The following is a 22375-nucleotide window of genomic DNA, read 5'->3' as shown; positions in this document are numbered from 1 at the left end:
TATGGAAACGTTAGTAACCATCCTGGCAGGTGTATTAGTAACCGTAGCAACGTACCTTTTACTGTCAAAAAACTTAATTCGGGTTATTATTGGTACTGCAATTTTAACTCACGCTGCGCATCTTATCATTATGGTAGTTTCCGGATTAAAGACGGGGTCTGTACCGATTGTTGGTGAAGGAGATCCGGTAGATCCACTTCCGCAGGCGTTGATTTTAACTTCTATCGTTATCGGTTTTGCAGTAACTGCAGTTTCCCTCGTTCTTGCTTATCGAACGTATCAAGAAGTCGGGACAGATAAATTAGATGAGTTACGGGGGGATCCAGATGAATAATTTAATTGTTATGCCAATGGCACTCCCGGTCTTAATGGGGATCATCCTTTTATTTTTAAGGCCTTATGTGAAAGTGCAGCGGTCACTTTCATTACTGGTGTTCGTTGCAAATATTGGTATCAGTGTCTACCTGCTGCACTTGATTCAGCAAAATGGTGTGATACGTCTTGATTTTGGCGGTTGGGAGCCTCCGTTTGGAATCCTGTTTGTTGCAGATAGTTTTTCGATGCTGCTTGTGCTGGCTTCCAGTATCGTTGCTGCCGCATGTTTAATCTATTCCTTTTCTTCTGTGGAACCATCTTTTGAAAAGAACTTTTACTATTCCTTCGTACTGTTACTTATAGCAGGAGTAAATGGTTCCTTTCTGACCGGGGATATTTTTAACCTGTTTGTCTGTTTTGAAATTATGCTTCTTTCATCTTATGTGTTAATTACCTTTGGCGGAAAGAAGGGGCAGCTTCGTGAGTCCATAAAGTATGTGATTGTTAATGTTGTTTCTTCCTGGATTTTTCTTGTAGCTATCGCTTATTTATATGGAACAGTCGGTACTTTAAATATGGCACATATAGCAGATCGTATTGCAGAAAGTGGCCAGACACCGACATTGACCGTTATCAGTGTGGTATTTCTAACTGTATTTGCCTTAAAAGCAGGTCTGTTTTTATATTTCTGGCTGCCGGGCTCTTATTCTGTTCCGGTTACCCCGGTTGCAGCTATGTTTGGAGCGTTGCTGACAAAGGTCGGAATTTATGCGATGTTCCGCGTATTTACGTTAATGTTCTATCATGAACAACAAATCACGCATACGATTATTGGAATCTTGGCGGGCTTGACTTTAATTGGCGGAAGTATCGGAGCAGTTGCTTATAAGGATTTGAGAATGGTCGCTGCTTATAACGTAGTGATTGCAGTCGGTTTTATTCTGGTCGGTTTGGCTGTTGCGACACCAGCTGCTATAGAAGGGTCCATTTACTATTTGATTCACGATATTATTATAAAAGCATTACTCTTTTTACTTGCGGGTACAATGATTGCTGTGACTGGGCAAACGAAAATGGATGAAATAAGCGGACTTATTAAAAACCACCCGCTGCTTGGCTGGCTCTTTTTCTTAACAACATTGTCTTTAGCAGGGATACCGCCGCTAAGCGGTTTTATCGGCAAGGTGCTTATCGGTGAAGGGGCTGTAGGATCTGGATCTTATGTTTTATTAGCTCTTGCATTTATTTCCAGTATCTTTGTTCTTTACTCTCTCATGCGTATTTTCCTTACAAGCTTCTGGGGAGAAACGATTATCAGTAAGGATGAAGAAATACCAGCGAAGAAAGGCTGGATCGTTTCGACTTGTATTTTGGCTTTAGGAACAATTGCATTAGGGTTAGGTGCGGAGCCTATGTCTGTTTATATTCAGGATGCAGCAGAAACACTATTAAATCCGCAAATTTATATTGATGCAGTATTTGGAGATAATTAATCTGCTGTTTCATCGATATCATATTTTCGGCTTGTATAATCCAATAATATAAGTATCTTGCTTGAGGCGATTTTTCTAAGAAACAAAAGTAAGCATAAATTTCTAAAGTTTGGCACTGGACACGGCTATTCCTGAATAAGCTTGAATTCATGAAACTTTTTAAAACTTGCTTATCTAATAACAAGGTGGTGAACGCAGAATGCCGGCGCAGTTTTTATTAAATGTTTTTATTGCTGTATTATGGACGCTGATTAGCGATGAATCAGAACTTCGATTTACAACATTTGTAGCAGGTTATCTTGTTGGTATCGGTATCGTATTTTTAATGCATCGATTTTTTGGAGAACGTTTTTATTTATCACGCTTTTTTGCGTTAATAAAGCTTATCTTTATTTTTACAAGAGAGCTTATTTTATCTTCAAAGCTCGTTCTGGGGCAAATTTTAAAACCAAAGCTTAGTATTAAGCCGGGACTGTTTAAATACGAAACAGTGCTGCAGGGAGATTGGGAAATTACAGCATTAGCAATTTTATTAACATTGACTCCAGGTTCTGTTGTTATTGAAGTGACAGATGACGGAGATGCTTTTTACATTCATGCGATGGATGTGGAAGAGTCAAAAGATGTCCTGTTAAAGTCAATTGATACTTTTGAAAGAGCGATTATGGAGGTGACGCGCTAATGATTCAGGGAATGCTGACAGCCGCTTTAGTATTATATGGTATATCAATTTGTATCAGTGTTTTTCGGATTATTATTGGTCCAAGTCTGCCTGATCGCATTGTTGCATTAGATATGGTTGGTGTAATGCTTGTTTCTTCTATAGCTATTGTATCTGTTATGTTGACAACAACGGCATTTTTAGAGGTTATCTTGATTTTGGCTATTTTGGCTTTTATTAGTACGATTGCCTTCTCGAAATATATTGAGAGGGGGACTATTCTTGAGTATCGACGCGACGATTGAGTTTATTGCTGCTTTATTTATGCTTGGCGGAGCAATGATGGCGTTCATCAGTGCGATAGGAATCATTCGTCTGCCGGATGTTTTTACGCGATCTCACGCAGGTACGAAGAGTTCTACCCTTGCTGTTTTATTAACCCTTATGGGAGCATTTATTTATTTCGCTGCTAATCAGGGTTTCTACAGTGTCAGGCTGCTGCTCGGAATTGCTTTTGTATTCCTGACTGCTCCGGTTGCAGGACATGTGATTATACGTGCTGCTTACCGTGCAAATGTGAAAATGGCAGATACAACGGTGGAGGATGAACTAAAAGATGTAATGGACAAAGTCAGAGAAGAAGCGAAAAAAGAGCGCAGTGAATCTGGTGAAGTCATTATAGAAGATGAGAAAGTATCAGACAAAGAGCATTCTTAAATGAGAGTGCTCTTTGTTTTAGCATATAATAGGGTTAGATAGGTTTTTAAGTATGTCTTGAAGGGTATGATAGAGAAGTACATAGGGGGTTAGAAAATGGTAAAACCAATTGTACAAGATAAAGGAATAGATCATACAATAGATTTTTTAAGAGAGGGTTATTTTTATTTTTCGAAGCGAATGGATGAATACCATGAAGATATTGTCAGATCCCGTATATTCGGACGAAAGCTGGTGATGTTACGAGGGGATGAAGCATTAGATTTAGTAAAGGATACAGCAATGTTTCAAACTGAAAAGTATATTCCTGAACTGTCTACCAGTTTACTGGCGAAGGAAAATGGTGTATCTTATCTGGCTGATATAGATTATTTTCACAGGAAAGAGTGGTTTGCACAGACCTTCAACGCTGAAAAAAGAGAAGAATTAGAGTTGATTATCAGGCAGCGGTGGGAAGAAAGGATAGAGGCGTGGAAAACAAATCCTTCCATTCATTTTGTGGCTGAAATAGAAGAGATATGGGTTATTGTGGTCTGTAACTGGTTGGGAATACCGATTCGTGCGAGTAATCTGAAGCAGCGTACAACGGATATTCATGAATTTGTTCAATTATTTTCAAAGTATGGATTCAATCGCTGGAAAAGGAACCAGGCGAGAAATCGAATCGAGAAGTGGCTTGTATTTCTAATTCGCCAATTGAGAGCAGGGAGAGTGCAGGTTGATGAAGAGAAAATACTCTATAAGCTGTCTTGGCATGAGGATAAATCTGGCCAAATTTTACCGATTAAAACAGTAGTTCAGGAGTTATTATTACTCATCCGGACTTTTGTGGCATCGGGCAGATGGGTCGTCTTCAGCCAGTTAGCACTGCTGGAGAATCCAGAGTTAAAAGAACGGCTGCAAGCTGACCAGACATATGTCCATTGCTTTATTCTTGAGGTTATTCGTTATTATTCTATAATACCTTTTTCCATTGCAAAGACACAACAGCAATTTTTTTGGAAGGATATGCTCTTTGACAAGAATCAGCTTGTTTTGTTTGATATACATGGAACGAACCATCATTCTGAAAAGTGGACTCAGCCCGCATTATTTCAGCCTGATCGATTTTTGGATAGTATATATCAGTCCAAGAAAGCAATAGCGTCTGACTCTGTGATGCTGCAATTAATAAAGGTGAGTTTATCTTATCTTTTACGGACGGATTGGATTGTGCCAAAACAGGAACTGAGCTGTCCGGTTACGGAAATTCCTGCAAGACCAAAGAAGGGGATCCGCCTGGAGTTTTACCATGAAGATTTTCTTAAGGATATATAAAAGCATTCGCATGGATGAGGGGATTTGAAATATATAGAGACTCCTTAAGAGATTATTCTATTTCTTAAGGAGACTCTGTTCACTTATCTATTCACTCATTAATTCACCTACAATAGAGTAGGAGCGTAATCTTGCTTTGATATCATATATTTGTGAGGTGATAATAATCTCATCCGCATCTGTTTCTTTACGGAATGCTTCTAAACCTTTACGGACCGTTTCTTTAGTGCCGATAATCGTTGTTTTTGGATCTAAAGACTCTTGAACAGCAGCTTTTTCTGCTGGTGACCAGATAGCATCCATGCTGTCCACAGGCGGCTGCAGCTTGGACTCTTTACCTTTACGCAGATTTAAAAATTGCATCTGATGAGAGGTGGCCAGTCGAGTCGCTTCTTCATCCGTATCTGCGGCAATAACGTTGACTGCAACCATCGCATATGGTTTATCGAGTGCCTCAGATGGCTGGAAGCGGTCACGGTAGAGTTTCAGTGCCGGCACTGTATATGCAGGTGCAAAATGACTGGCAAATGAAAATGGCAAGCCTTTTTCAGCTGCTAATCGTGTACTGAAGTCGCTGGAGCCAAGCAGCCAAATCGGGATATCGAGTCCTTGACCAGGCACAGCTTTCACACGGGATACAGGGTTAGTTGAAAAGTAGTCCTGTAATTCATTGACCTGCATTGGAAATTCCTCCGGGCCGGCGTGCAGTGTGCGACGCAGAGCAAAAGCAGTTGCCTGATCGCTCCCTGGTGCACGGCCTAATCCTAAATCGATCCGATTGGGATATAGAGACTCCAGTGTACCGAATTGTTCTGCGATAACCAGGCTGGCATGGTTGGGCAGCATAATTCCGCCTGAACCTACACGGATCGAATTGGTATGCCCGGCAATATGTCCGATTAATAAAGAAGTGGCTGAGCTTGAGATTCCTTTCATATTATGGTGTTCTGCAAACCAATAACGGTGAAATCCCAGTTTCTCAACATGCTGTGCCAAGCGGACACTTTCCTGAAATGCCTGTCTGGCATCTCCGCCTTCAATGATTGGTGCGAGATCGAGAACAGATAAAGGTATATTTTGAAATGTTTTATATGATTGTGTAACCATTCAATCCCTCCTTCACTTAATGAAAATGATAAAGGTTTCTTACGATAGCGTCCAATGTTTGACCTTGTGATCTAAAAAAGAAGGTTAACCAGCTATTTAGGTGAATAGCTAAAAAAACTATGTGAAAACTATTTGCTAACCTTGCCTGAATCAAGTAATATAGGGAAAGTAGAAAACATGGAAATGAGGGTATATTGATGAGTCATTCATCTATCTACGGATTAACATATGAACAATTGAAGTTGTGGTTAATGGAACATGGTGAAAAACGATTTCGCGCTGATCAAGTGTGGAATTGGTTATATAAAAAGCGAATTGACCGCTTTGAAGATATGAATAATGTCAATCAGTCAACCATCAATCTGTTGAAGGAAAACTTTGTCCTGCATACAATGGGTGAAGAGATTCGCCAGGAATCAAAAGATGGCACAATTAAATTTTTATTCAAGCTGGCGGATGGTAATGTGATTGAAACAGTTCTTATGCGCTTTAATTACGGGCTGTCCGTCTGTGTTACGACACAAGTGGGATGTAACATCGGCTGTTCTTTTTGTGCGAGTGGACTATTGCGTAAAAGTCGTGATTTAAACAGTGGTGAAATCGTTGAGCAGATTATGAACGTACAAAAGCATTTGGACGAGCGCGGGGAAGAGGATCGCGTCAGCCATATTGTTGTTATGGGGATCGGTGAGCCTTTAGATAACTATAAGAACTTAATGGATTTCTTATACATCGTTAATGATGATGGCGGACTAAATATTGGCGCACGTCATATTACGGTTTCAACAAGTGGATTAGCACATAAAATGTATGAATTTGCTGATGAACCAATCCAGGTGAATCTTGCTATTTCTTTACATGCGCCGAATAATGAATTACGCACACAAATTATGAAGATTAATCGTGCCTTCCCAATTGAAAAACTGATGAAGGCTGTAGATTATTATTTAGAGAAAAAGAATCGCCGTATTACGTACGAATACATCATGCTTCATGATGTCAATGATCATAAGAAGGAAGCGCGTGAACTGGCTAAATTAATCAGTAATCACCGTCATTTAGCTTATGTGAACCTGATTCCTTATAATACGGTAGATGAGCATATTGCCTACCGCCGCAGCAGCTCAGAAAACATTCAAGCCTTCTATGAAACCTTAAAAGCAGAAGGTATTCAATGTGGTGTCCGCTGGGAAAACGGTGCAGATATCGATGCAGCCTGCGGTCAACTGCGCAGTAAGCAAATCAAAAAGGAAAAAGCAGTTTAATTTAAGCGATAAAAGGGGCTTGCTCAGGAATGAGTTAGCTTCTTTCTTTAGATAAGGGAGGGGTTTTTGTTGCATAAATCTGTCGTCATCAGAGAAATGGAAGCAAAGGATGATAAGGTAATAGAAGCCATCATTAAGCGTTCATTAGAAAAGCATCATTTAAATCATGAGGGAACAGCCTATACAGATCCCCAGCTCGCACAGCTTAGTACATACTATAACGGGCGGCCAAAGGATAAATATTGGGTTATCGAGATGAATGGAGAAGTAGTTGGTGGAATCGGTATAGGAGTGTATGACGAAAAGCACTCAATTTGTGAGCTGCAGAAGCTCTATTTAGCGCAAAAAGCACAAGGAAAGGGTTTATCCAGGGAATTGATGAAAACAGCTCTGGACTATGCTTCTATGCATTTTAAGCAGTGCTATTTAGAAACAAGACATGAATTGGAAGCAGCAGCGTACTTATATGAAGAATATGGCTTCCGTTTATTGGATAAACCATTGGAAGGAAGCGGACATACTGCGATGGACCGTTGGTATATGAAAGATTTGTCGAAGCAGCTGACATAGGATGGAATTCTAAAGCTTCATTTTGATAGTGGAATATAAAAAGAAAACTACGAATTCATAGATGATTTTAATGAATTCGTAGTTTTTTAGTATGCACCGTATATAAATAGCGATGCTTTACTGGTTATCCAGACTGCTATTGAATGAGATGATTTTATTCTTTCCGTCATGTTTCGCCTGCAGCAGCAATTCATCAGCTTTTAAATAAGCACCTTTAAGGTCTATTTGATTATTGTGATGAATATAGTACATTCCAAATGAAACGGTGTAGGGGATACTAACTGCTTTAGAACGAAATTCCGTTTGGACAGGATTATCCAGGATAGTATCTCTTAAGTTATCCATAAAATGTTGACATTCTTCATAGGCTTTGTTTCTCAGAATCATAGTAAATTCCTCTCCGCCAGTGCGGAATACGTAATCACTTGAATCTATATTTTCCTGCAGGAGCTGGGCAAATTGTTTAATCACATGATCACCGATAACATGATTAAATGTATCATTGATCGATTTAAAAGAATCAATATCGCCAATGATTAATGCAATATCTTCCCTATTCTGATTTAACTCCTGCATTACCTTATTCATATAGGTCCTATTATTAATATTTGTTAAAAAATCTGTATAGGCCATTTTTTTAAAGCGTTCACTCTCTTGCTTTTGCAATAAGAGCCTTGTGTGAAATAAACCTGCACGTCCAACGATATAGCTCAATAGAAAGATAGCGATAACTGCTTCCCATTGACCCATAGAGATAAAAATGAAAAGTAAGCCGTTTGTTAAAGCTGTTTTTAGTAGATCAAGAATACTTCTTCCAGTTATAAATTCAATGGCTTCCTGCTTTGAATTTATATTTTTAGTGATGAGCATGATGAATAGCAAAAAGCAGGATGAAATAGCATCCATAAAAATAATCAGGAAGAAAATGAGTAACCAGAGAGCGAAAGGCAGCTCTGCAATCATAGGATATATAAATTGAAAACAAAAGAATCCGATAGAATTGTAGAGGGTAGGGCTGCCAATGTTATAAAAAGTATGTAATAGCTCGTCTTCGTCTGCCGTCCCAGTCATTTTCCGATGGAAGAAAACATAAAATCGACTGACTATTTCAATAAGAAATAAACCCAATGGTCCTGTCAGTAAAACAAAGGAGAAACTATAAGAAATACTATAATCAATATTCATTGTTCCCGTTCTGACAAGTGTTCGTAAGTGTATAAACAGGATAGAAAAGAGTAAGTATAGTGAAAAAATCATGATATAAGTGTTTACATCAACAAGTAATGTCCCATATTTAATTGCTAACACAGCAGCTGCGGTAAAAATTAATAGGATAACTAAACGCAGGTATACCCGGACCATAAATAAGAACCTCCCCATTTTGAGAAACAATAACTAGAGCTTGCCATCTTCTATAAGTTTGAGTGAGAAGAACCTGATTCATTAGACCTAATGTCTGGCAAGTAAAATATAGCTGAACTGTCTATTTTAGTTTAGCAGTCACAGCCTTTTAGCAGAAAGTATATACATTTTAACTTTATAAGTACAGAAGTTTTATGGATCTGGCATAGGTATTGAAACCAAAAATTAACAAATTATAAGTTAGTAAGATATATATTTCAATCATAGTCTAAAGGAAGCTGTGGTATTTAACAAATATTTATTCTATACAAATTATGTATAAATGTAGTTTCCAGAAATATAAAGGTATATTTCATCATTCTGTGTCTTTTTTGGGTGAAATAGGGAGTTGTAATAATATGTCGGAAAAAGAAAATACCTGTTATGTACACAAGAAAACAATTATGTTTACAATAAACACATAATTGTTTTCTTGTGTACAAATACGTATAAACACTGTTAAATTAGTGTTTTTTAAAGTATACAAAAAAACAAACATGTAAACATTTTGTTGAAAGACTTGAGAAAATAAGTAAATACGTTTATTCTAGAAACATAGATTTTTTTATAATATATGCATTCTGTTAGAGATAGTTTGATAGAATGTTCATATTCGTGTCCTGTACTTTTAGGTGACACATGATAAGATCTTGATTTCGAAAGGAGTATGAAAATGACAAAGTCGAGAATTGCAGCAATTGATGTTGGAAATGATGCCTTAAAAGGTAATTTTGGTAAATTAGAAAATGAATACTACATACCTAATGTAGTAGCACCGGATTTAGAGGATAGACCTGTAATTGGAATTGAGGAGTTAGATACCAAGGAAGTGCTGGATAATATCCATATCCGTATCCACTCCCCTGCCCTATCTGAAAATAACATTATATATAGAGTAGGAAATCTGGCCACAAAAACAACAAACTCCCAGGAACTGGATCCGGGAAGCAGTAAATCAGAAGAGGACCAGACATTAGTGATGTTATTCGCTGCTTTAGCATTAGATACTGTATCGAGTGACGCATTCAAAGAGAAGAACGGCGTTTATGATGCGCTTTATACATTAGGAACCGGATTACCGCTCAGAGAAGTAAAAGAAGGAAAAGATGTAGGCTATCGTTCCAGGTTATTAGGATCTGTACATCAGGTAGAATTTTTAGTTACACCAAAACACCAGGGTAAGAAAGTAAATATAAAATTTGATGAGGTAAAAATATACCCGGAAGGATTTGCCGCTTACGTCAATTTAATTATGGATAATGACTTAAAAGTTATCAACAAGGAATTAATTGACAAACAAATTTTAATTCAGGATATTGGCGGATTATCCACAGATATTGCTGTTATCCGCAATAGAAATGTGGATGACGATAAGGCACAGGGATTTAATATCGGTGTTTCCGAATCATTGGAACAAATTCGTGAGGAAATAAGATCAAAGCATGGCGTAGAGCTGGACAGCAGAAGAGATGTCGTGGATATTATCACAAGAAAAAATGACCGTAATCACATTATGGTAAAAGGAAGCCGTACCAATGTCCATGATATAACAGATCATATTCTATTAGAGCTCGCCAAGAAAGAATACCGCTACTTGCGAAATGTGTGGAGCAGAAATTCACAGACAGAAATTTGCTATTTTGTCGGCGGGGGTTCTGCAGTTCTGAAGGATTATATCAAAGCTCTAAACAATAAATTAGACGGCTACAATATTGAATTCTTTGAGGATGAGAGTGAAAGCATCTGGATGATGGCCAATGCATATTATAAATTGATTACTGATTTTGTACAGAAGAATGAAAAGGCTGAGAAGAAGGAAGAGAAGACTACGAAAGCAAAGTAAGGTGATCCTATGGGAAAGAATATCGAAAGAGGACAAACAATTACATTTCGAATTCCTTCAGATACTCCTGAATACTTAATGAGACAGCTGCAGCAATTGAAGGATACCGAACGGAGGAACTTTTCAAGTAAAATTGCAAGTTTCGTGTTAAAAGGTGTCAATGATATGAGTGTGAAAGAAAGGGAAACTGTTACAATCCCTTTGCCCAGGCCACTTACAAAGGAACAAAAGAGCTGGTTGAAGCATGAGCACTCTGAAGCCCTGATTGGAACGATTTTATATCAATTATTAACTGATCCAATGCGTGCAACCGCACTTTTAACTTCCATGAATAACAGTACAGCTAATATATTCAAAGACATGGAAGAACCGAACAGCTATGCCTTAAAGCAAGAGCAGGAAGCCTCTCAAGATAATTGGAATATGGATGATTTAAATGCAGATGAACTGAACATTCATGGTTCCGCCGAAGATGATGAAGACGAGGAAGAGCTTGATCCACTAGGTGATTTCTTCTCAAGTATGAATAAATAATAAAAGAAAAGCAGCTCCAAGCGTTTCATTGGAGCTGCTTTTCTTTTATGATGAAATTATGGGAGTTTGTATTAATGTATTTGGGGATAATTCTGTGGAAATGTATTGAATAACTTTTTAATTATCCACGCAATATCCACAAGGATAATTGTGGATAAAAAAAGCTATTAAAAATCGTTTCTAAATACTTTTATTTCTATTAAATTAAGCTATAATGAGAACTTGAGTTGAAAAAAACAGAATGAAATTTTTCTTTCTTAAAATATAGTTAACCTGAATGATGGAATCTTCCTTCTATGCAAGTTTGTTCCATAGTATTAATCGCTGCAGTCAGCATATTGCATTTTGGAGCAGGTATTGGAAGATGCAATCTTTATTTCAACAACAATAAGTAAGATGTTTAAAAAGTGCCGAAATACTAAGCAGTGAATGAATCTTTATTAAAAACATCTACGTCGTGTGAGCAACACTGAAGTCCCCACAGCACGTGAAAGTCTTGTTGATGCAATTTTGGACACGTACGATAAAGTTAAATGTGTGAAAATAACCCCATTTTTTCATTCGGCCTGGATATAGTTAAAACAGACTATCTTGAATTTAAAATCTTGCGTAGTTGAATAATCTATGATAGTGTTTAATACAAGATATGGGCGAAAGTGAAAACTTGTAATACTACATATGGTGTCTTACCGAGGTAATATCATAATCGCTGAAATGGTGAAACCCAGTATGAATCTGGTGTGTTCCACCAACTGATTGTATATGAAATGGAGTAATCTACTACATATAGTATGGAGAGTAGATTTTAATATAATTCAGCCGGTTTGCCTTGCAGGACGCTTATTATTTTTGGGAAATGAGCAATAAAACCATGTGAATACAGGTATTTATATTAACTATTTATAAATGATTGATCTTATGAAGTTATAGATATATTTATTACAGGAGGCTTAAAAATGACCATTATTATTAATCCGACATCTATTCAAGAGAAAATTAATAATGCATCCAAAGGCTTGAAAGTAGATGCTGATGCTTGGTTTCAAAAAGCAGAGAAGCAGACACAGGGTGTTATTTCCAGCAAAAAGGTGAATGACACTATTATTCAGACAGCTCTGGAAAATATAGATGAGGCAAATCCAGATTGGACGTATGCAGCTGCACGGGTTTACGTGGAGAATTTATATAAAGAAGCTGCGGCAAATCGCGGCTACGACGAAAGTGAAAAATATGGCTCTTTTTATTATTTAATTAAAGCACTGACAGATGAAGGAATCTATACACCATCCTTTTTGGAAAAGTATACGAAAGAAGAAATTAACCAAATTGGCAGCCTGATTGTACCGGAAAGAGACTTATTATTTAATTATTTAGGTATTTATACAGTTGCAACGCGTTATTTAGCAACAGATCATCAGAAGCGTGTATTTGAGCTTCCTCAGGAACGCTGGTTAATTATTGCCATGCACTTAATGCAGGATGAACCAAAAAACAAACGAGTGGAATATATTCAAGAAGCATATTGGGCTTTAAGTAATTTATATATGACTGTGGCAACACCGACATTGACCAATGCCGGGAAAACACATGGCCAGCTTTCCAGCTGCTTTATCGATACGGTGGATGACAGCCTGCAGGCAATTTATGATAGTAATACCGATATTGCCAAATTGTCTAAAAATGGCGGCGGAATCGGTGTTTATATGGGCAAGATCCGTGCCAGAGGAAGCTCTATTAAAGGATTTAAAGGGATGTCCAGCGGGGTTGTCCCATGGATTAAGCAATTAAATAATACAGCGGTCAGTGTGGATCAGCTTGGTACTCGTAAAGGTGCGATCGCAATCTATTTAGATGTATGGCATCGTGATATTGAATCATTCCTGGATTTAAAGCTTAATAATGGGGATGACCGCATGCGTGCGCATGATATCTTTACGGGTGTATGTTTACCTGATTACTTTATGGAGCAGGTTGAAAATCGCGGGGACTGGTATTTATTCGATCCGCATGAAGTGCGTCAGGTAATGGGCTATTCGTTAGAGGATTTTTATGATGAAGAAAAAGGTAATGGGACATGGCGTCAGAAATATGAAGAGTGTGTAGCCAACGAAGACTTAACAAAAGAAACAGTCCCGGCAATTGAAATTATGAAGCGTCTGATGCGTTCACAATTGGAATCTGGAACACCATTCATGTTCTATCGTGATGAAGTAAACCGTCAAAATGCAAATTCACATGAAGGTATTATCTATTGCTCTAACTTATGTACTGAAATCACACAAAATCAGTCGCCAACTGCTTTTGTGGAAGAGTTTTTAGAAAGTGAAAATACCATTGTTAGAAAATATCAGGCCGGAGATTATGTGGTTTGTAATTTAAGCTCGATTAATCTTGGCAGAGCTGTTCCGAATGATGTATTAGAACGCCTTATCCCAATTCAGGTCAGAATGCTGGATAACGTGATTGACATTAACACATTGCCAATCATGCAAGCATCTCTGACAAACCAAAAATATCGTGCAATTGGACTCGGAACATTTGGATGGCATCATCTTTTAGCATTAAAAGGCATCAGCTGGGAGACAGAAGAGGCGGTGCAATATGCTGATGAGCTTTATGAAAAAGTTGCTTATTTAACGATTAAAAGCAGTATGGAGTTAAGTAAGGAAAAAGGATCTTATCCCGTTTACGAAGGCAGTAAATGGAGTACAGGAGCTTATTTCGATCAAAAGGGCTATACCGGTCCGGAGTGGACGGTATTAAAAGAAGAAGTGAAAGAGAATGGAATCCGTAATGGCTATTTAATGGCTGTTGCACCTAACTCTACAACAGCAATGATTGCCGGGTCTACAGCAAGTATCGACCCAATCTTCCAGGTATTTTATCATGAAGAGAAGAAAGACTTTAAAATACCTGTAACAGCTCCGGCATTGGATCATAATACGTATAATGTATATCGTCGTTCTGCGTATATTGTAGATCAGCGTTATTCTGTCAGCCAGAACGCAAAACGTCAGCGTCATATTGACCAGAGCTTATCATTTAACCTTTATGTTCCAAATACGATTCGCGCATCTGTATTACTGGACTTACACTTACAGGCATGGAGAGAAGGATTAAAGACAACATATTATGTCCGTTCCACTTCCAATGATGTCGAAGAGTGTGAGTGGTGTCAGAGTTGAGGGTACTCATCGCATATTTGAGTTATAGCGGTAATACAGAAGAAGTCGCTGCGTATATTGGAGACTATTTCAATAGAGAAGGGATAACTGTTGAGTGGCATCGTATCGGGATCGATGCCCTTAACGACCCTGCATATTACGATCTTATCTTTTTAGGAACATTCACTTGGGAGAGAGGATCTACACCAGATGAAGTAAAGGATTTTGTTTTAGAGGTAGGGTATAAGCCTGAAAATATGGCTATTTTCGGAACTGGTGACACACAATTTGGCGGAGATGATTTATTTTGCAGGGCTGCTGATAAATTAGCTAAATTTTACGGGAGCAGCTATCCAGTTCTTAAAATTGAACAGTCCCCACGAGGGTCACAGGAGAGTAAGATTGAACAGTGGCTAGAAGGAGTGCTAGATAATGCAAAAAGTTATGCTTGAACGGGCTAAAACATTAGAGCCGCGTTTTCCAAATAAATCAACAGGCCTTTTCGGAGGCAAATCCAGTGGAATTCTAAATTGGAATGATATTGCTTATCCACATTGGCATAAAATGTATAAAAGACTTGTCGGAAACTACTGGCAGGCAGATGAAATAAACATGTCCAGCGATGTAAAGCAATTCGCCTCACTAAGCAAAGAGGAGCAGGATGCTTATTTGAAGATAATTGGATTGTTATCCACATTGGATGCGCCGCAAACAAGAACAGCATTGTTAATTTCACTCTATGCAACAGATCCTTCTGTTCAATCTATTATGGCAGTTATTGCCCAGCAGGAAGCAGTGCATAATGAAAGCTATTCTTATGTATTGTCTTCTGTTGTTTCTTGGAATGAACAGAATAAATCCTTCCAATTAGGCAGAACAGATGAACTGTTGATGAAACGGAATGAACTGCTGACAGAGCAATACAATGCGTTTGTAGAAAATCCAACTATGGAAAACATTCTTAAAACGTTAGTATATACCTCTTTATTAGAAGGAATGTTTTTCTATTCTGGATTTGCTTTCTTCTATCATTTGGCCAGACAGAATAAAATGGTGGGAACATCAACTATGATCAGCTATATTAACCGTGATGAACTGGAGCATGGCCGTTTTATTACAGAACTGTTCCGGGCTGCACTGGCCGAGAATCCAGAATACAATAATAAAGAATTCATTCAGTGGATTTACGACCATTTCCGTCAGTCTGTTGATTTGGAAATAGAATGGTCACATTATGTTCTTGCAGGCATTGATGGGATTGATATGGAAGAGCTGGACGGATATGTTAAATACCGTGCCAATAAAATGCTGCGCATGATGGGATTAGAAGAACTTTATCCAGAACATGTGGATAATCCAATGAAATGGATTCGTGCCTATGTGGATAATGTGGATGGAACTAAAACAGATTTCTTTGAACAGAGATCACGTCAATATACGAAAACAAGTGATTTGAATGGTTTTGATGACTTGTAAAAGAAAAAAGCGCAGCTCGCGCTTTTTTTCTTTGTTTAAAGAATAAGAAAGTATAAAAAATGCTGGAGATAGCCGCTCCAACGGTTTTCATGGGGTGAGTAATCGCAACCCCAGAAATACACTCCGCTTTCCGTGGGCCCCGAGCTCATCTCCTCGAAAAAAAGAAGTGCACTTTTTTTCTGTNCCAACGGTTTTCATGGGGTGAGTAATCGCAACCCCAGAAATACACTCCGCTTTCCGTGGGCCCCGAGCTCATCTCCTCGAAAAAAAGAAGTGCACTTTTTTTCTGTGGAGGCATACAGGATGTATGTCAGTTCGGTGTTGCGACAGGACGTCGCGAACTTAACCGAACTTCCTTTTCGATTTTGCGCATTCCCACAGGAGTCTCCGTGTATTTCTTCTGGGACTGCGATTACTCGCCCCATCAAAAAGAGTCGCTAGAATTAGCTTCATATCTTTGTATAGAAAGCAAAAGAAACATATTTCTTCTAAGATGGGAGCGGATGTTGTCGACTCCTACGGGAAAAGCAACAGGTAGACCTGAGCAGGAAGTGGTCTTCTTCCGAGGAGGCTGAGGCGTTGCCCGTGGAAAGCGACTTCTCGTAGCGGACATCCCCTTGGCAAGAACGTTTAAGGTTTTAAAGACTAAGTGCTCTTCTTAGTTTTTCTTATATACATGTCATAGTTAATCTGAAATAATAGGATTCTTTGTGGATAAAGATAGCATTCACATATAAAATGCATAATTAATGTGGACGAGTTACCAGTTTATGCACAAGATTAACCATCTAATGTGGATAACTCCCCAGTGACAGCATCAACAGCATAAGCACCGCTCGTTACTTTTCCGTGTAGCTGATACATTTTCGTTTGCTGATCATAAACATACACAGGCTCTAATTCAATATATTCGTATAAACGCTCAGCGGCCGTTTCTGCATCTATTTTCACTGCTTCAGCCTCTGCAAAGAAATCAAAAGCTTCTAATAACGTTGTCTGATCCATATAATTATCAACCTTTAATGTCTCTGCGTGAATCCACAATATCAAGGATGGATAAAGAACCTTTGGTGTAGCTTTCGCAGGATCTAATTTTGCGACTAGATAGTCTTTCTCACGTTTTATAGCAGTTAAACGCCAAAGACCGCTGTCATTTGGGAACTCCCTCTGCAGCATATTCGTAATTTCTGCTACAGCCTGCTCTACTACATCATTCGAGATAGGCTTGTTATTATCCCATGTCACCCTGTTTTCAAAAACCTCTTTTTCTGTAAACGTAAATTGTAAATCAAGCTCCTTCTTCTTAAATTTCTCTGTAGAAGGCTTCTCCCAGGTTATAATAGTATCAAGAGACTGATAAGAAAGATTATTTTCTGCTTCATCGAAATAGATAATAGAATCGGGGTGTTGATTTGGAACAAGAAAGCTGGAGATGACATAATAGGGCTTCCAGGACTCAGTTGCTTCATCAGGCACTTCAATGACTTTACAATGCTGTTTTGCCAATGGATGTATAACTTCATCTACTAAATTAAAAGGCTCCCATTGAATTTGTGATTCATCAGCAAATTGCCCATGCGCAAAAAATCCTGCTAATCGCCCTTCTTTATTAAAAGAAATCGAGATCGCTCCCCCAGGAAAGAGCTTGATATTATCCACTGCTGCGTGAAAGATTATTTTTTCTTTTGTTTCGCTTACAAGCTTGAACTGTCTGCCGTATTCTAGTTGTATCTGATCCTCAATCCAATCAATAATGTCTTCCATGTTATCCACTTGTGGAAATAAATCAGCAGGTAGTTCATTTTTTTCATCTATAAAGATCAGATGGCTTAATTTTTTGTTATCGATATCCACGGCTATATCTACTGTCCCGGCTGGGAGTACATCATTATTTTTCATGGTTTCGTTCGGAAGCCAAGTCATATTTAAGTGAATCTGATTCTCATTGTGTGGAACTAAATCATAGCTTTCTAAATAAAAATTGTTGAGTTGAAATTTTTCACGTGTTATTTCCACTATTTCTTCTATCGTCGGATGCATGTCCATACCTCGCTTTTAACCTAAAGAATGATTAAAGTATAACATGTCGTATAATCTTTCTAAAGAAATGAAGTGTCTCCTCATTTCTGGTTCTTTTAAGTTTAAAAAGAAAAAAAGCTTCGTGTATGGTCCGAAGCTTTTTTTCTTTCATATTAATTACTTAAGTGATTAATAAGTCCATTAGTAATTGCACGGGCAACACTAGATTGATAGTCAGCTGTTTGTACGACCGTCAGATCATGCGGGTTTGTAATGTATCCAAGCTCGATCAATACAGATGGAGCATTTGTTTCCGCCAGCACTTTATATCCTGCCGGTTGTGTGCCTCTTGACGGCAAGGAAACGGTAGAAGACAGTGTGCTGTTAAGTGAGCCCGCCAAAGCAGCGTCTGCATTAGAATTATAATAAGTAGTCACACCGCTCACTGGTACAGCAGAGAAGCTGTCATAATGTAAACTGATAAAAGCATCTGTATTATAGCTATTACTAATTCGTACTCTTTCTTCTAATGAAACAAAATAATCTCCACTTCTAGTCATGATAACATTTGCTCCAGCTTCTTCCAGCTGTTGGACAACATAATTTGCTGTTGAGGTCACAACATCTTTTTCATAGACGTTATTTAATCCGATTGCTCCTGGATCTTTACCGCCGTGACCAGGATCAATGACGATATTGTATCCGGATAAAGAGCCGGAACTGCTGGATTGTGTTTGGGCAGCCTCTACAGTTGGAGCTGAATCCTCTGTAGTTTCTGCTGCATTGGCATTCCCATCCGTAGTCAGCCAAGCTGCAATCCAGCCTGTTCCTCCATCGCTTAAGGAAATTTTAAGCCAATCTCCGGAAGTAGAGACGACATCGAAGGAATCCCCTTTATATGCATAAGATACAATGGTGTCTTCTGTACTTGGACCGGAACGGACGTAGATGCTGTCGGCGGAAACAGTCACTGACCCGGAAGCCTCTCCAGCTGATTCCGCCGCTGGTGCTTCTGCTTGATTCGAATCCCCAGTTGGAATAAGATGATGCTTCGCTACCCAAACAGGTTCTCCGCCATAATAAGTCTGAACCCAACCATACTGTTCATTAAAAACACTCACTTTATCTCCTTTGGTAAACTGGCCGACAAGGGAAGCACTATTAGATGGTTCGCTCCGAATGTTTAAGACGGAAGAACTTACCTCATAGCTGTCACCATTTGCCAAGCTTACATTTGGCGAGAGAATAGTAATTATAAATAAAAGTGCTGCCAATAGACAAATCTTTTTTGTATTCTTCTCCATCAAATCCTCCTCTAGATGACTAAAATTAATTACATGACTGGATATTAATAGAATAGCCTAAATATAGAAGAGTTTAAACCTTGGACGGAAAAAATAATCAAAAAAGACTAGCATTTTTTAATTCTTTCAGGATAAACTAGTTATTTTGGGAAAATAGCAATAATTCTTGAACTTAGAATAATTTTAGAAATTAAATGCATTTTCTTTCTGACATATTATGAAGATGGTGCAACCATTAATCCTCTGGAGAAAGTAATGTCGAAGCGGATTTAAAAGCTCTCCTGTCATTTAATATATCTCCTGGTTTACTGGCTTTTCCAATAACATAGCCTGCAAAATGCATTTTATAAAAATCACATATATATTGAAATTGTTGAATAAGCGGGAGCCCTTTAATAAAGGGGTTATCACCGCCAACAATAATGACATATACTTTTTTTTGAGATAACTGTTCTCTGAAATCAGGATAATTCGAATCTCTTAAGACTTGCGACCAGCGATCAATAAACAGCTTCATGCGTGCAGACATACTATACCAATAAATAGGTGTAGCAAAAACAATCGTATCATGCGCTAAAAGCAGATCGATCAATGCTGTATGATCGTCGTTTACTGGCGTGAATCCATTTATGTCATGTCTTTGGTCGATGATTGGATGAATGGTATAGTCACGTAAATAAATGTGCGTGCCCTGATTTTTAGGCACAGCTTCATAGGTCAGCATTTCTGTGTTACTATTTTTGCGTGTTGATCCATGAAAAACAATAATGCTCATAAACATCCTCCTTCTATCATGAAGAAACGGGTGAGAGGGAATAAAAATAGCGGCTTGCGTCTGTCTAACATCTGCTCTAATTGAAAAATCAATATGATAAAGGATATGTACGCTGTTGGTCATGTATGCATGAACGTGAGCTGCTTACCACTTCGGTATACTTGGATTGAGCGAAGAAAAAGGGTAGAAACAAGTTGCTCTGTCTCTACCCCCGGTTCAAATTTATATACGAATCCATTTCCAAATTTCTTTCGGTGTTGCGTTTTTTCCATATAATAAAATGCCTACTTTAAAAATCTTTCCGGCAATCTTCATGAATATAAAGATACTTAGAACAATGACGACAAGTGAAATAACAATCTCTAACCATGGCCAGCTGTCTAAGAGGCTCAGCCGCATGAGCAATACAGAAGGTGCTGTAAATGGAATATATGTGCTCACAGTAGCGATAACTCCATCTGGATTGCTGATGACCGGTCCGGCAATGACGAATGGCACAAATGGAAGCATCATGACAAATCCTTGCAGATTACCGGCACTGGAAACATCAGACATGGTTGCCCCCACCCCTACGAAAATTGCTGCAAACATCAGATAACTCAACAGCGCGATAAATACGAACAAAATGGTTCTTGGAACAAACAGATATTCTAAGATCGGGATATCTGTCTGCCAAATAATAAAAGGCAGTAAGATAGTGACAAAGACAGCAACTTGAATCAGGCCTAACACAAAATAACCAATAATTTTTCCTTGCATCAGCTCGGAGGGGGTTAAAGAAGATAGAATAATTTCAGCAATTTTATCTTTTTTCTCCTGGGAAGCACTTTGAAAAATAGCCATCCCTGTAAAGGTGATGGAAAGTAAAATCACACCGGCGAAAATGCCTGGCAACAAGCTTTCCCAAGAATTTTCCAAAGCAGTAACCGTATTGTCTTCGCCTACAGCAGCTCCCTGATTCGTACCTTCCACAAAAACAATTGGCTCCATTAGCTGATTGATTTCATGTTCATTGAGACCAGAGCCTTTAGCTTTCAGCATTTGCAGGGGAGCAGTTAATGCCTGCAATTGCCCGGGAAATAATGGGTCTGATTCATCACTCGTGTAAGTGGCAATTCGATTCTCTTCCAAGGATTGTTCATTAATAAACAGGTAGGCTGTATAAGCTTCATTTACTTCTGTTACTTCGGTTTTTAGCACATCTGTAGAATGAAGGTCCCAGCCAAAGTCATATTCCGCGTTCAGCGCTTCAATTTCTTCAAATATTCCTAAGTCTTCATTTATATAGACAGTCATATTTTCCGTATCATCTGAATCTGACGAAAATAAGGAACTTAGAAAGAAAAACAAAATAAATAAAGCTGGTGTAATAAATAACCCGATCACAAAGGTTTTGTTTTTTAAATTACGTTTCATTTCCCATTTTGCTACCTTCAAGGAATTCTGCATCCTGTGAGCCTCCTTTCTGAGAAATAAGATGCTTATCCGTGGCAATATCAATAAAAATCTCATGAAGAGAGATACGGTTAATATGTAGCTCCTGTACATCTAATTCATCAGGCAGTTGCTTTAACCAATAATGCGGGATAACTCCTTTTGGCAGGTGGAGAATCGAGCGTGTTCCATTATATTCAATCCGGTCAACGTCAGGAATTTTTCTTAACAGAGCAGGTGGATTCTGGCCATGCAGAATGCACTTAAAGCTGGCATATTGCTTCTTTACATCATCCAATGTGCCATAAATTACTTTTTGACCATGCTGTATCATAAAAAGACGGTCACACATCTGTTCCACAAGATTCATTTGGTGTGACGAAAGCAGAATGGCAGTTCCGTTGGCTGCTAGAGAAGAGATCTCTTCTTTAAAAATTTCTTGACTGACCGGATCCAGGCCAGAAAAAGGCTCATCAAGAATAAGGAGCTCCGGTTCATGGAGGATAGCACCGATAAATTGAACTTTTTGGCTCATTCCTTTGGAGAGTTCTTCTACAGAGGTATTTTCCTTTCCTTCTAAATCAAACTTCTTTAAGTACATGAAGATACGTCGCTTTGCTTTATCTAAGGGATAATTTTTTAAGTCAGCCAGGTATAAAAGGATATCCATCACCTTTACATCTTTATAGAGGCCTCTTTCTTCGGGGAGATAACCAATTTTAGATTTGGGAATGCCTTCTCCTGACTGTTGATGAAAATGAACTTCCCCGCTGTCTGGATACATAATTCCCATAATATTGCGGATGGTCGTTGATTTTCCTGCTCCATTCGGCCCCAGGATAGCCATGATTTCCCCCCGGTATACTTCAAAGGAAATTCCTTTTAAAGCTTCTTTATCCTTAAAAGACTTCTTAAGGTTCTGAACCGTTAATAAAGTTTTCACGTAAACAGCTCCTTCATCATTCCATTAAAAACGGAAA

General features: G+C 38.4%; 20 protein-coding genes. 13 read left to right on the top strand and 7 right to left on the bottom strand.

All coding sequences use genetic code 11. The features are described 5' to 3' along the window. Position 1: 1 nt before the first annotated feature. The 6 genes from FLK20_RS12900 to FLK20_RS12875 all read left to right on the top strand — a co-directional run bounded on the left by FLK20_RS12900 (position 2) and on the right by FLK20_RS12875 (position 4503). Positions 2-334, top strand: coding sequence for a Na(+)/H(+) antiporter subunit C (locus FLK20_RS12900; RefSeq protein WP_152656986.1), 333 nt, complete (start codon positions 2-4; stop codon positions 332-334). Continuing rightward, a complete protein-coding gene (locus FLK20_RS12895; protein ID WP_152656985.1) occupies positions 327-1808 on the top strand; it encodes a Na+/H+ antiporter subunit D in 1482 nt (493 codons plus the stop codon). Before FLK20_RS12900 ends, FLK20_RS12895 begins: the two co-directional genes overlap by 8 nt. Before the next feature lie 199 nt (positions 1809-2007). Continuing rightward, entirely contained in the window at positions 2008-2490 is a 483-nt protein-coding gene (locus FLK20_RS12890) for a Na+/H+ antiporter subunit E (RefSeq protein WP_152656984.1), read from the top strand. Then, on the top strand, positions 2490-2774 hold the full coding sequence (locus FLK20_RS12885; RefSeq protein ID WP_152656983.1) for a Na(+)/H(+) antiporter subunit F1: 285 nt from the start codon (positions 2490-2492) through the stop codon (positions 2772-2774). Before FLK20_RS12890 ends, FLK20_RS12885 begins: the two co-directional genes overlap by 1 nt. After that, on the top strand, positions 2752-3186 hold the full coding sequence (locus FLK20_RS12880; protein ID WP_152656982.1) for a Na+/H+ antiporter subunit G: 435 nt from the start codon (positions 2752-2754) through the stop codon (positions 3184-3186). The genes FLK20_RS12885 and FLK20_RS12880 overlap by 23 nt, the downstream gene beginning before the upstream one ends. A 96-nt stretch (positions 3187-3282) precedes the next feature. Next, positions 3283-4503 carry a cytochrome P450 gene (locus FLK20_RS12875; RefSeq protein WP_152656981.1) on the top strand — a complete coding sequence of 407 codons (1221 nt, stop codon included), beginning with the start codon at positions 3283-3285 and terminating at the stop codon, positions 4501-4503. An 87-nt stretch (positions 4504-4590) separates the two neighbouring features. On the opposite strand, the gene FLK20_RS12870 is transcribed toward FLK20_RS12875, so the two are convergent. Next, positions 4591-5610, bottom strand: coding sequence for an LLM class flavin-dependent oxidoreductase (locus tag FLK20_RS12870; RefSeq protein ID WP_152656980.1), 1020 nt, complete (start codon positions 5608-5610; stop codon positions 4591-4593). A 197-nt stretch (positions 5611-5807) separates the two neighbouring features. Between FLK20_RS12870 and rlmN the strand changes: the two genes are divergently transcribed. Continuing rightward, positions 5808-6875, top strand: a complete 1068-nt coding sequence (gene rlmN, locus FLK20_RS12865) for a dual-specificity RNA methyltransferase RlmN (RefSeq protein ID WP_152656979.1) — start codon at positions 5808-5810, stop codon at positions 6873-6875. Between the two features lie 96 nt (positions 6876-6971). Beyond that, entirely contained in the window at positions 6972-7445 is a 474-nt protein-coding gene (locus FLK20_RS12860; protein ID WP_152657055.1) for a GNAT family N-acetyltransferase, read from the top strand. A gap of 117 nt (positions 7446-7562) precedes the next feature. Here FLK20_RS12860 and FLK20_RS12855 read toward each other — a convergent pair whose 3' ends face one another. Beyond that, on the bottom strand, positions 7563-8807 hold the full coding sequence (locus FLK20_RS12855; RefSeq protein WP_194165619.1) for a GGDEF domain-containing protein: 1245 nt from the start codon (positions 8805-8807) through the stop codon (positions 7563-7565). Positions 8808-9519: 712 nt separating this feature from the next. Here FLK20_RS12855 and FLK20_RS12850 point away from each other — a divergent pair. The 5 genes from FLK20_RS12850 (at position 9520) to FLK20_RS12830 (ending at position 15863) form a co-directional block, all read left to right on the top strand. Further along, positions 9520-10689: a ParM/StbA family protein gene (locus FLK20_RS12850; protein ID WP_152656977.1), complete on the top strand. Its 1170-nt coding sequence runs from the start codon at positions 9520-9522 to the stop codon at positions 10687-10689. 9 nt (positions 10690-10698) lie between these two features. Further along, a complete protein-coding gene (locus FLK20_RS12845) occupies positions 10699-11223 on the top strand; it encodes a hypothetical protein (RefSeq protein WP_152656976.1) in 525 nt (174 codons plus the stop codon). Positions 11224-12179: 956 nt separating this feature from the next. Further along, positions 12180-14408 (top strand): ribonucleoside-diphosphate reductase subunit alpha, encoded by a 2229-nt coding sequence (locus tag FLK20_RS12840; protein ID WP_152656975.1) that lies wholly within the window; start codon positions 12180-12182, stop codon positions 14406-14408. Next, a complete protein-coding gene (locus tag FLK20_RS12835; RefSeq protein ID WP_152656974.1) occupies positions 14393-14839 on the top strand; it encodes a flavodoxin in 447 nt (148 codons plus the stop codon). Before FLK20_RS12840 ends, FLK20_RS12835 begins: the two co-directional genes overlap by 16 nt. Beyond that, positions 14820-15863 (top strand): ribonucleotide-diphosphate reductase subunit beta, encoded by a 1044-nt coding sequence (locus FLK20_RS12830; protein WP_152656973.1) that lies wholly within the window; start codon positions 14820-14822, stop codon positions 15861-15863. Before FLK20_RS12835 ends, FLK20_RS12830 begins: the two co-directional genes overlap by 20 nt. 780 nt (positions 15864-16643) lie before the next feature. On the opposite strand, the gene FLK20_RS12825 is transcribed toward FLK20_RS12830, so the two are convergent. From FLK20_RS12825 to FLK20_RS12805, 5 genes are all read right to left on the bottom strand, one after another. Beyond that, the gene (locus FLK20_RS12825) at positions 16644-17903 is read right to left on the bottom strand and encodes a hypothetical protein (protein WP_152656972.1); all 1260 of its coding nucleotides are present in this window, start codon (positions 17901-17903) and stop codon (positions 16644-16646) included. 152 nt (positions 17904-18055) lie between these two features. After that, positions 18056-19186 (bottom strand): N-acetylmuramoyl-L-alanine amidase family protein, encoded by a 1131-nt coding sequence (locus tag FLK20_RS12820; RefSeq protein ID WP_152656971.1) that lies wholly within the window; start codon positions 19184-19186, stop codon positions 18056-18058. Positions 19187-19421: 235 nt separating this feature from the next. Next, positions 19422-19961: a flavodoxin family protein gene (locus tag FLK20_RS12815; RefSeq protein ID WP_152656970.1), complete on the bottom strand. Its 540-nt coding sequence runs from the start codon at positions 19959-19961 to the stop codon at positions 19422-19424. Positions 19962-20183: 222 nt separating this feature from the next. Continuing rightward, positions 20184-21410 carry an ABC transporter permease gene (locus FLK20_RS12810; protein WP_152656969.1) on the bottom strand — a complete coding sequence of 409 codons (1227 nt, stop codon included), beginning with the start codon at positions 21408-21410 and terminating at the stop codon, positions 20184-20186. Next, a complete protein-coding gene (locus FLK20_RS12805; protein ID WP_152656968.1) occupies positions 21367-22338 on the bottom strand; it encodes an ABC transporter ATP-binding protein in 972 nt (323 codons plus the stop codon). The genes FLK20_RS12810 and FLK20_RS12805 overlap by 44 nt, the downstream gene beginning before the upstream one ends. Positions 22339-22375 lie beyond the last annotated feature (37 nt).

Origin of the sequence: Oceanobacillus sp. CFH 90083, from assembly GCF_009389585.1 — a bacterium.
Taxonomy (GTDB): domain Bacteria; phylum Bacillota; class Bacilli; order Bacillales; family Amphibacillaceae; genus Oceanobacillus.
Note: the sequence above shows the minus strand (reverse complement) of the source record. Positions and strands in the feature narration are given on the sequence as shown.

Coding starts and splice junctions, on each gene's coding strand:
- FLK20_RS12900 (WP_152656986.1), top strand. CDS start 2: ATGGAAACGTTAGTAACCATCCTGGCAGGTGTATTAGTAACCGTAGCA.
- FLK20_RS12895 (WP_152656985.1), top strand. CDS start 327: ATGAATAATTTAATTGTTATGCCAATGGCACTCCCGGTCTTAATGGGG.
- FLK20_RS12890 (WP_152656984.1), top strand. CDS start 2,008: ATGCCGGCGCAGTTTTTATTAAATGTTTTTATTGCTGTATTATGGACG.
- FLK20_RS12885 (WP_152656983.1), top strand. CDS start 2,490: ATGATTCAGGGAATGCTGACAGCCGCTTTAGTATTATATGGTATATCA.
- FLK20_RS12875 (WP_152656981.1), top strand. CDS start 3,283: ATGGTAAAACCAATTGTACAAGATAAAGGAATAGATCATACAATAGAT.
- FLK20_RS12870 (WP_152656980.1), bottom strand. CDS start 5,610: ATGGTTACACAATCATATAAAACATTTCAAAATATACCTTTATCTGTT.
- rlmN (WP_152656979.1), top strand. CDS start 5,808: ATGAGTCATTCATCTATCTACGGATTAACATATGAACAATTGAAGTTG.
- FLK20_RS12860 (WP_152657055.1), top strand. CDS start 6,972: ATGGAAGCAAAGGATGATAAGGTAATAGAAGCCATCATTAAGCGTTCA.
- FLK20_RS12855 (WP_194165619.1), bottom strand. CDS start 8,807: ATGGTCCGGGTATACCTGCGTTTAGTTATCCTATTAATTTTTACCGCA.
- FLK20_RS12850 (WP_152656977.1), top strand. CDS start 9,520: ATGACAAAGTCGAGAATTGCAGCAATTGATGTTGGAAATGATGCCTTA.
- FLK20_RS12845 (WP_152656976.1), top strand. CDS start 10,699: ATGGGAAAGAATATCGAAAGAGGACAAACAATTACATTTCGAATTCCT.
- FLK20_RS12840 (WP_152656975.1), top strand. CDS start 12,180: ATGACCATTATTATTAATCCGACATCTATTCAAGAGAAAATTAATAAT.
- FLK20_RS12830 (WP_152656973.1), top strand. CDS start 14,820: ATGCAAAAAGTTATGCTTGAACGGGCTAAAACATTAGAGCCGCGTTTT.
- FLK20_RS12825 (WP_152656972.1), bottom strand. CDS start 17,903: ATGCATCCGACGATAGAAGAAATAGTGGAAATAACACGTGAAAAATTT.
- FLK20_RS12820 (WP_152656971.1), bottom strand. CDS start 19,186: ATGGAGAAGAATACAAAAAAGATTTGTCTATTGGCAGCACTTTTATTT.
- FLK20_RS12815 (WP_152656970.1), bottom strand. CDS start 19,961: ATGAGCATTATTGTTTTTCATGGATCAACACGCAAAAATAGTAACACA.
- FLK20_RS12810 (WP_152656969.1), bottom strand. CDS start 21,410: ATGCAGAATTCCTTGAAGGTAGCAAAATGGGAAATGAAACGTAATTTA.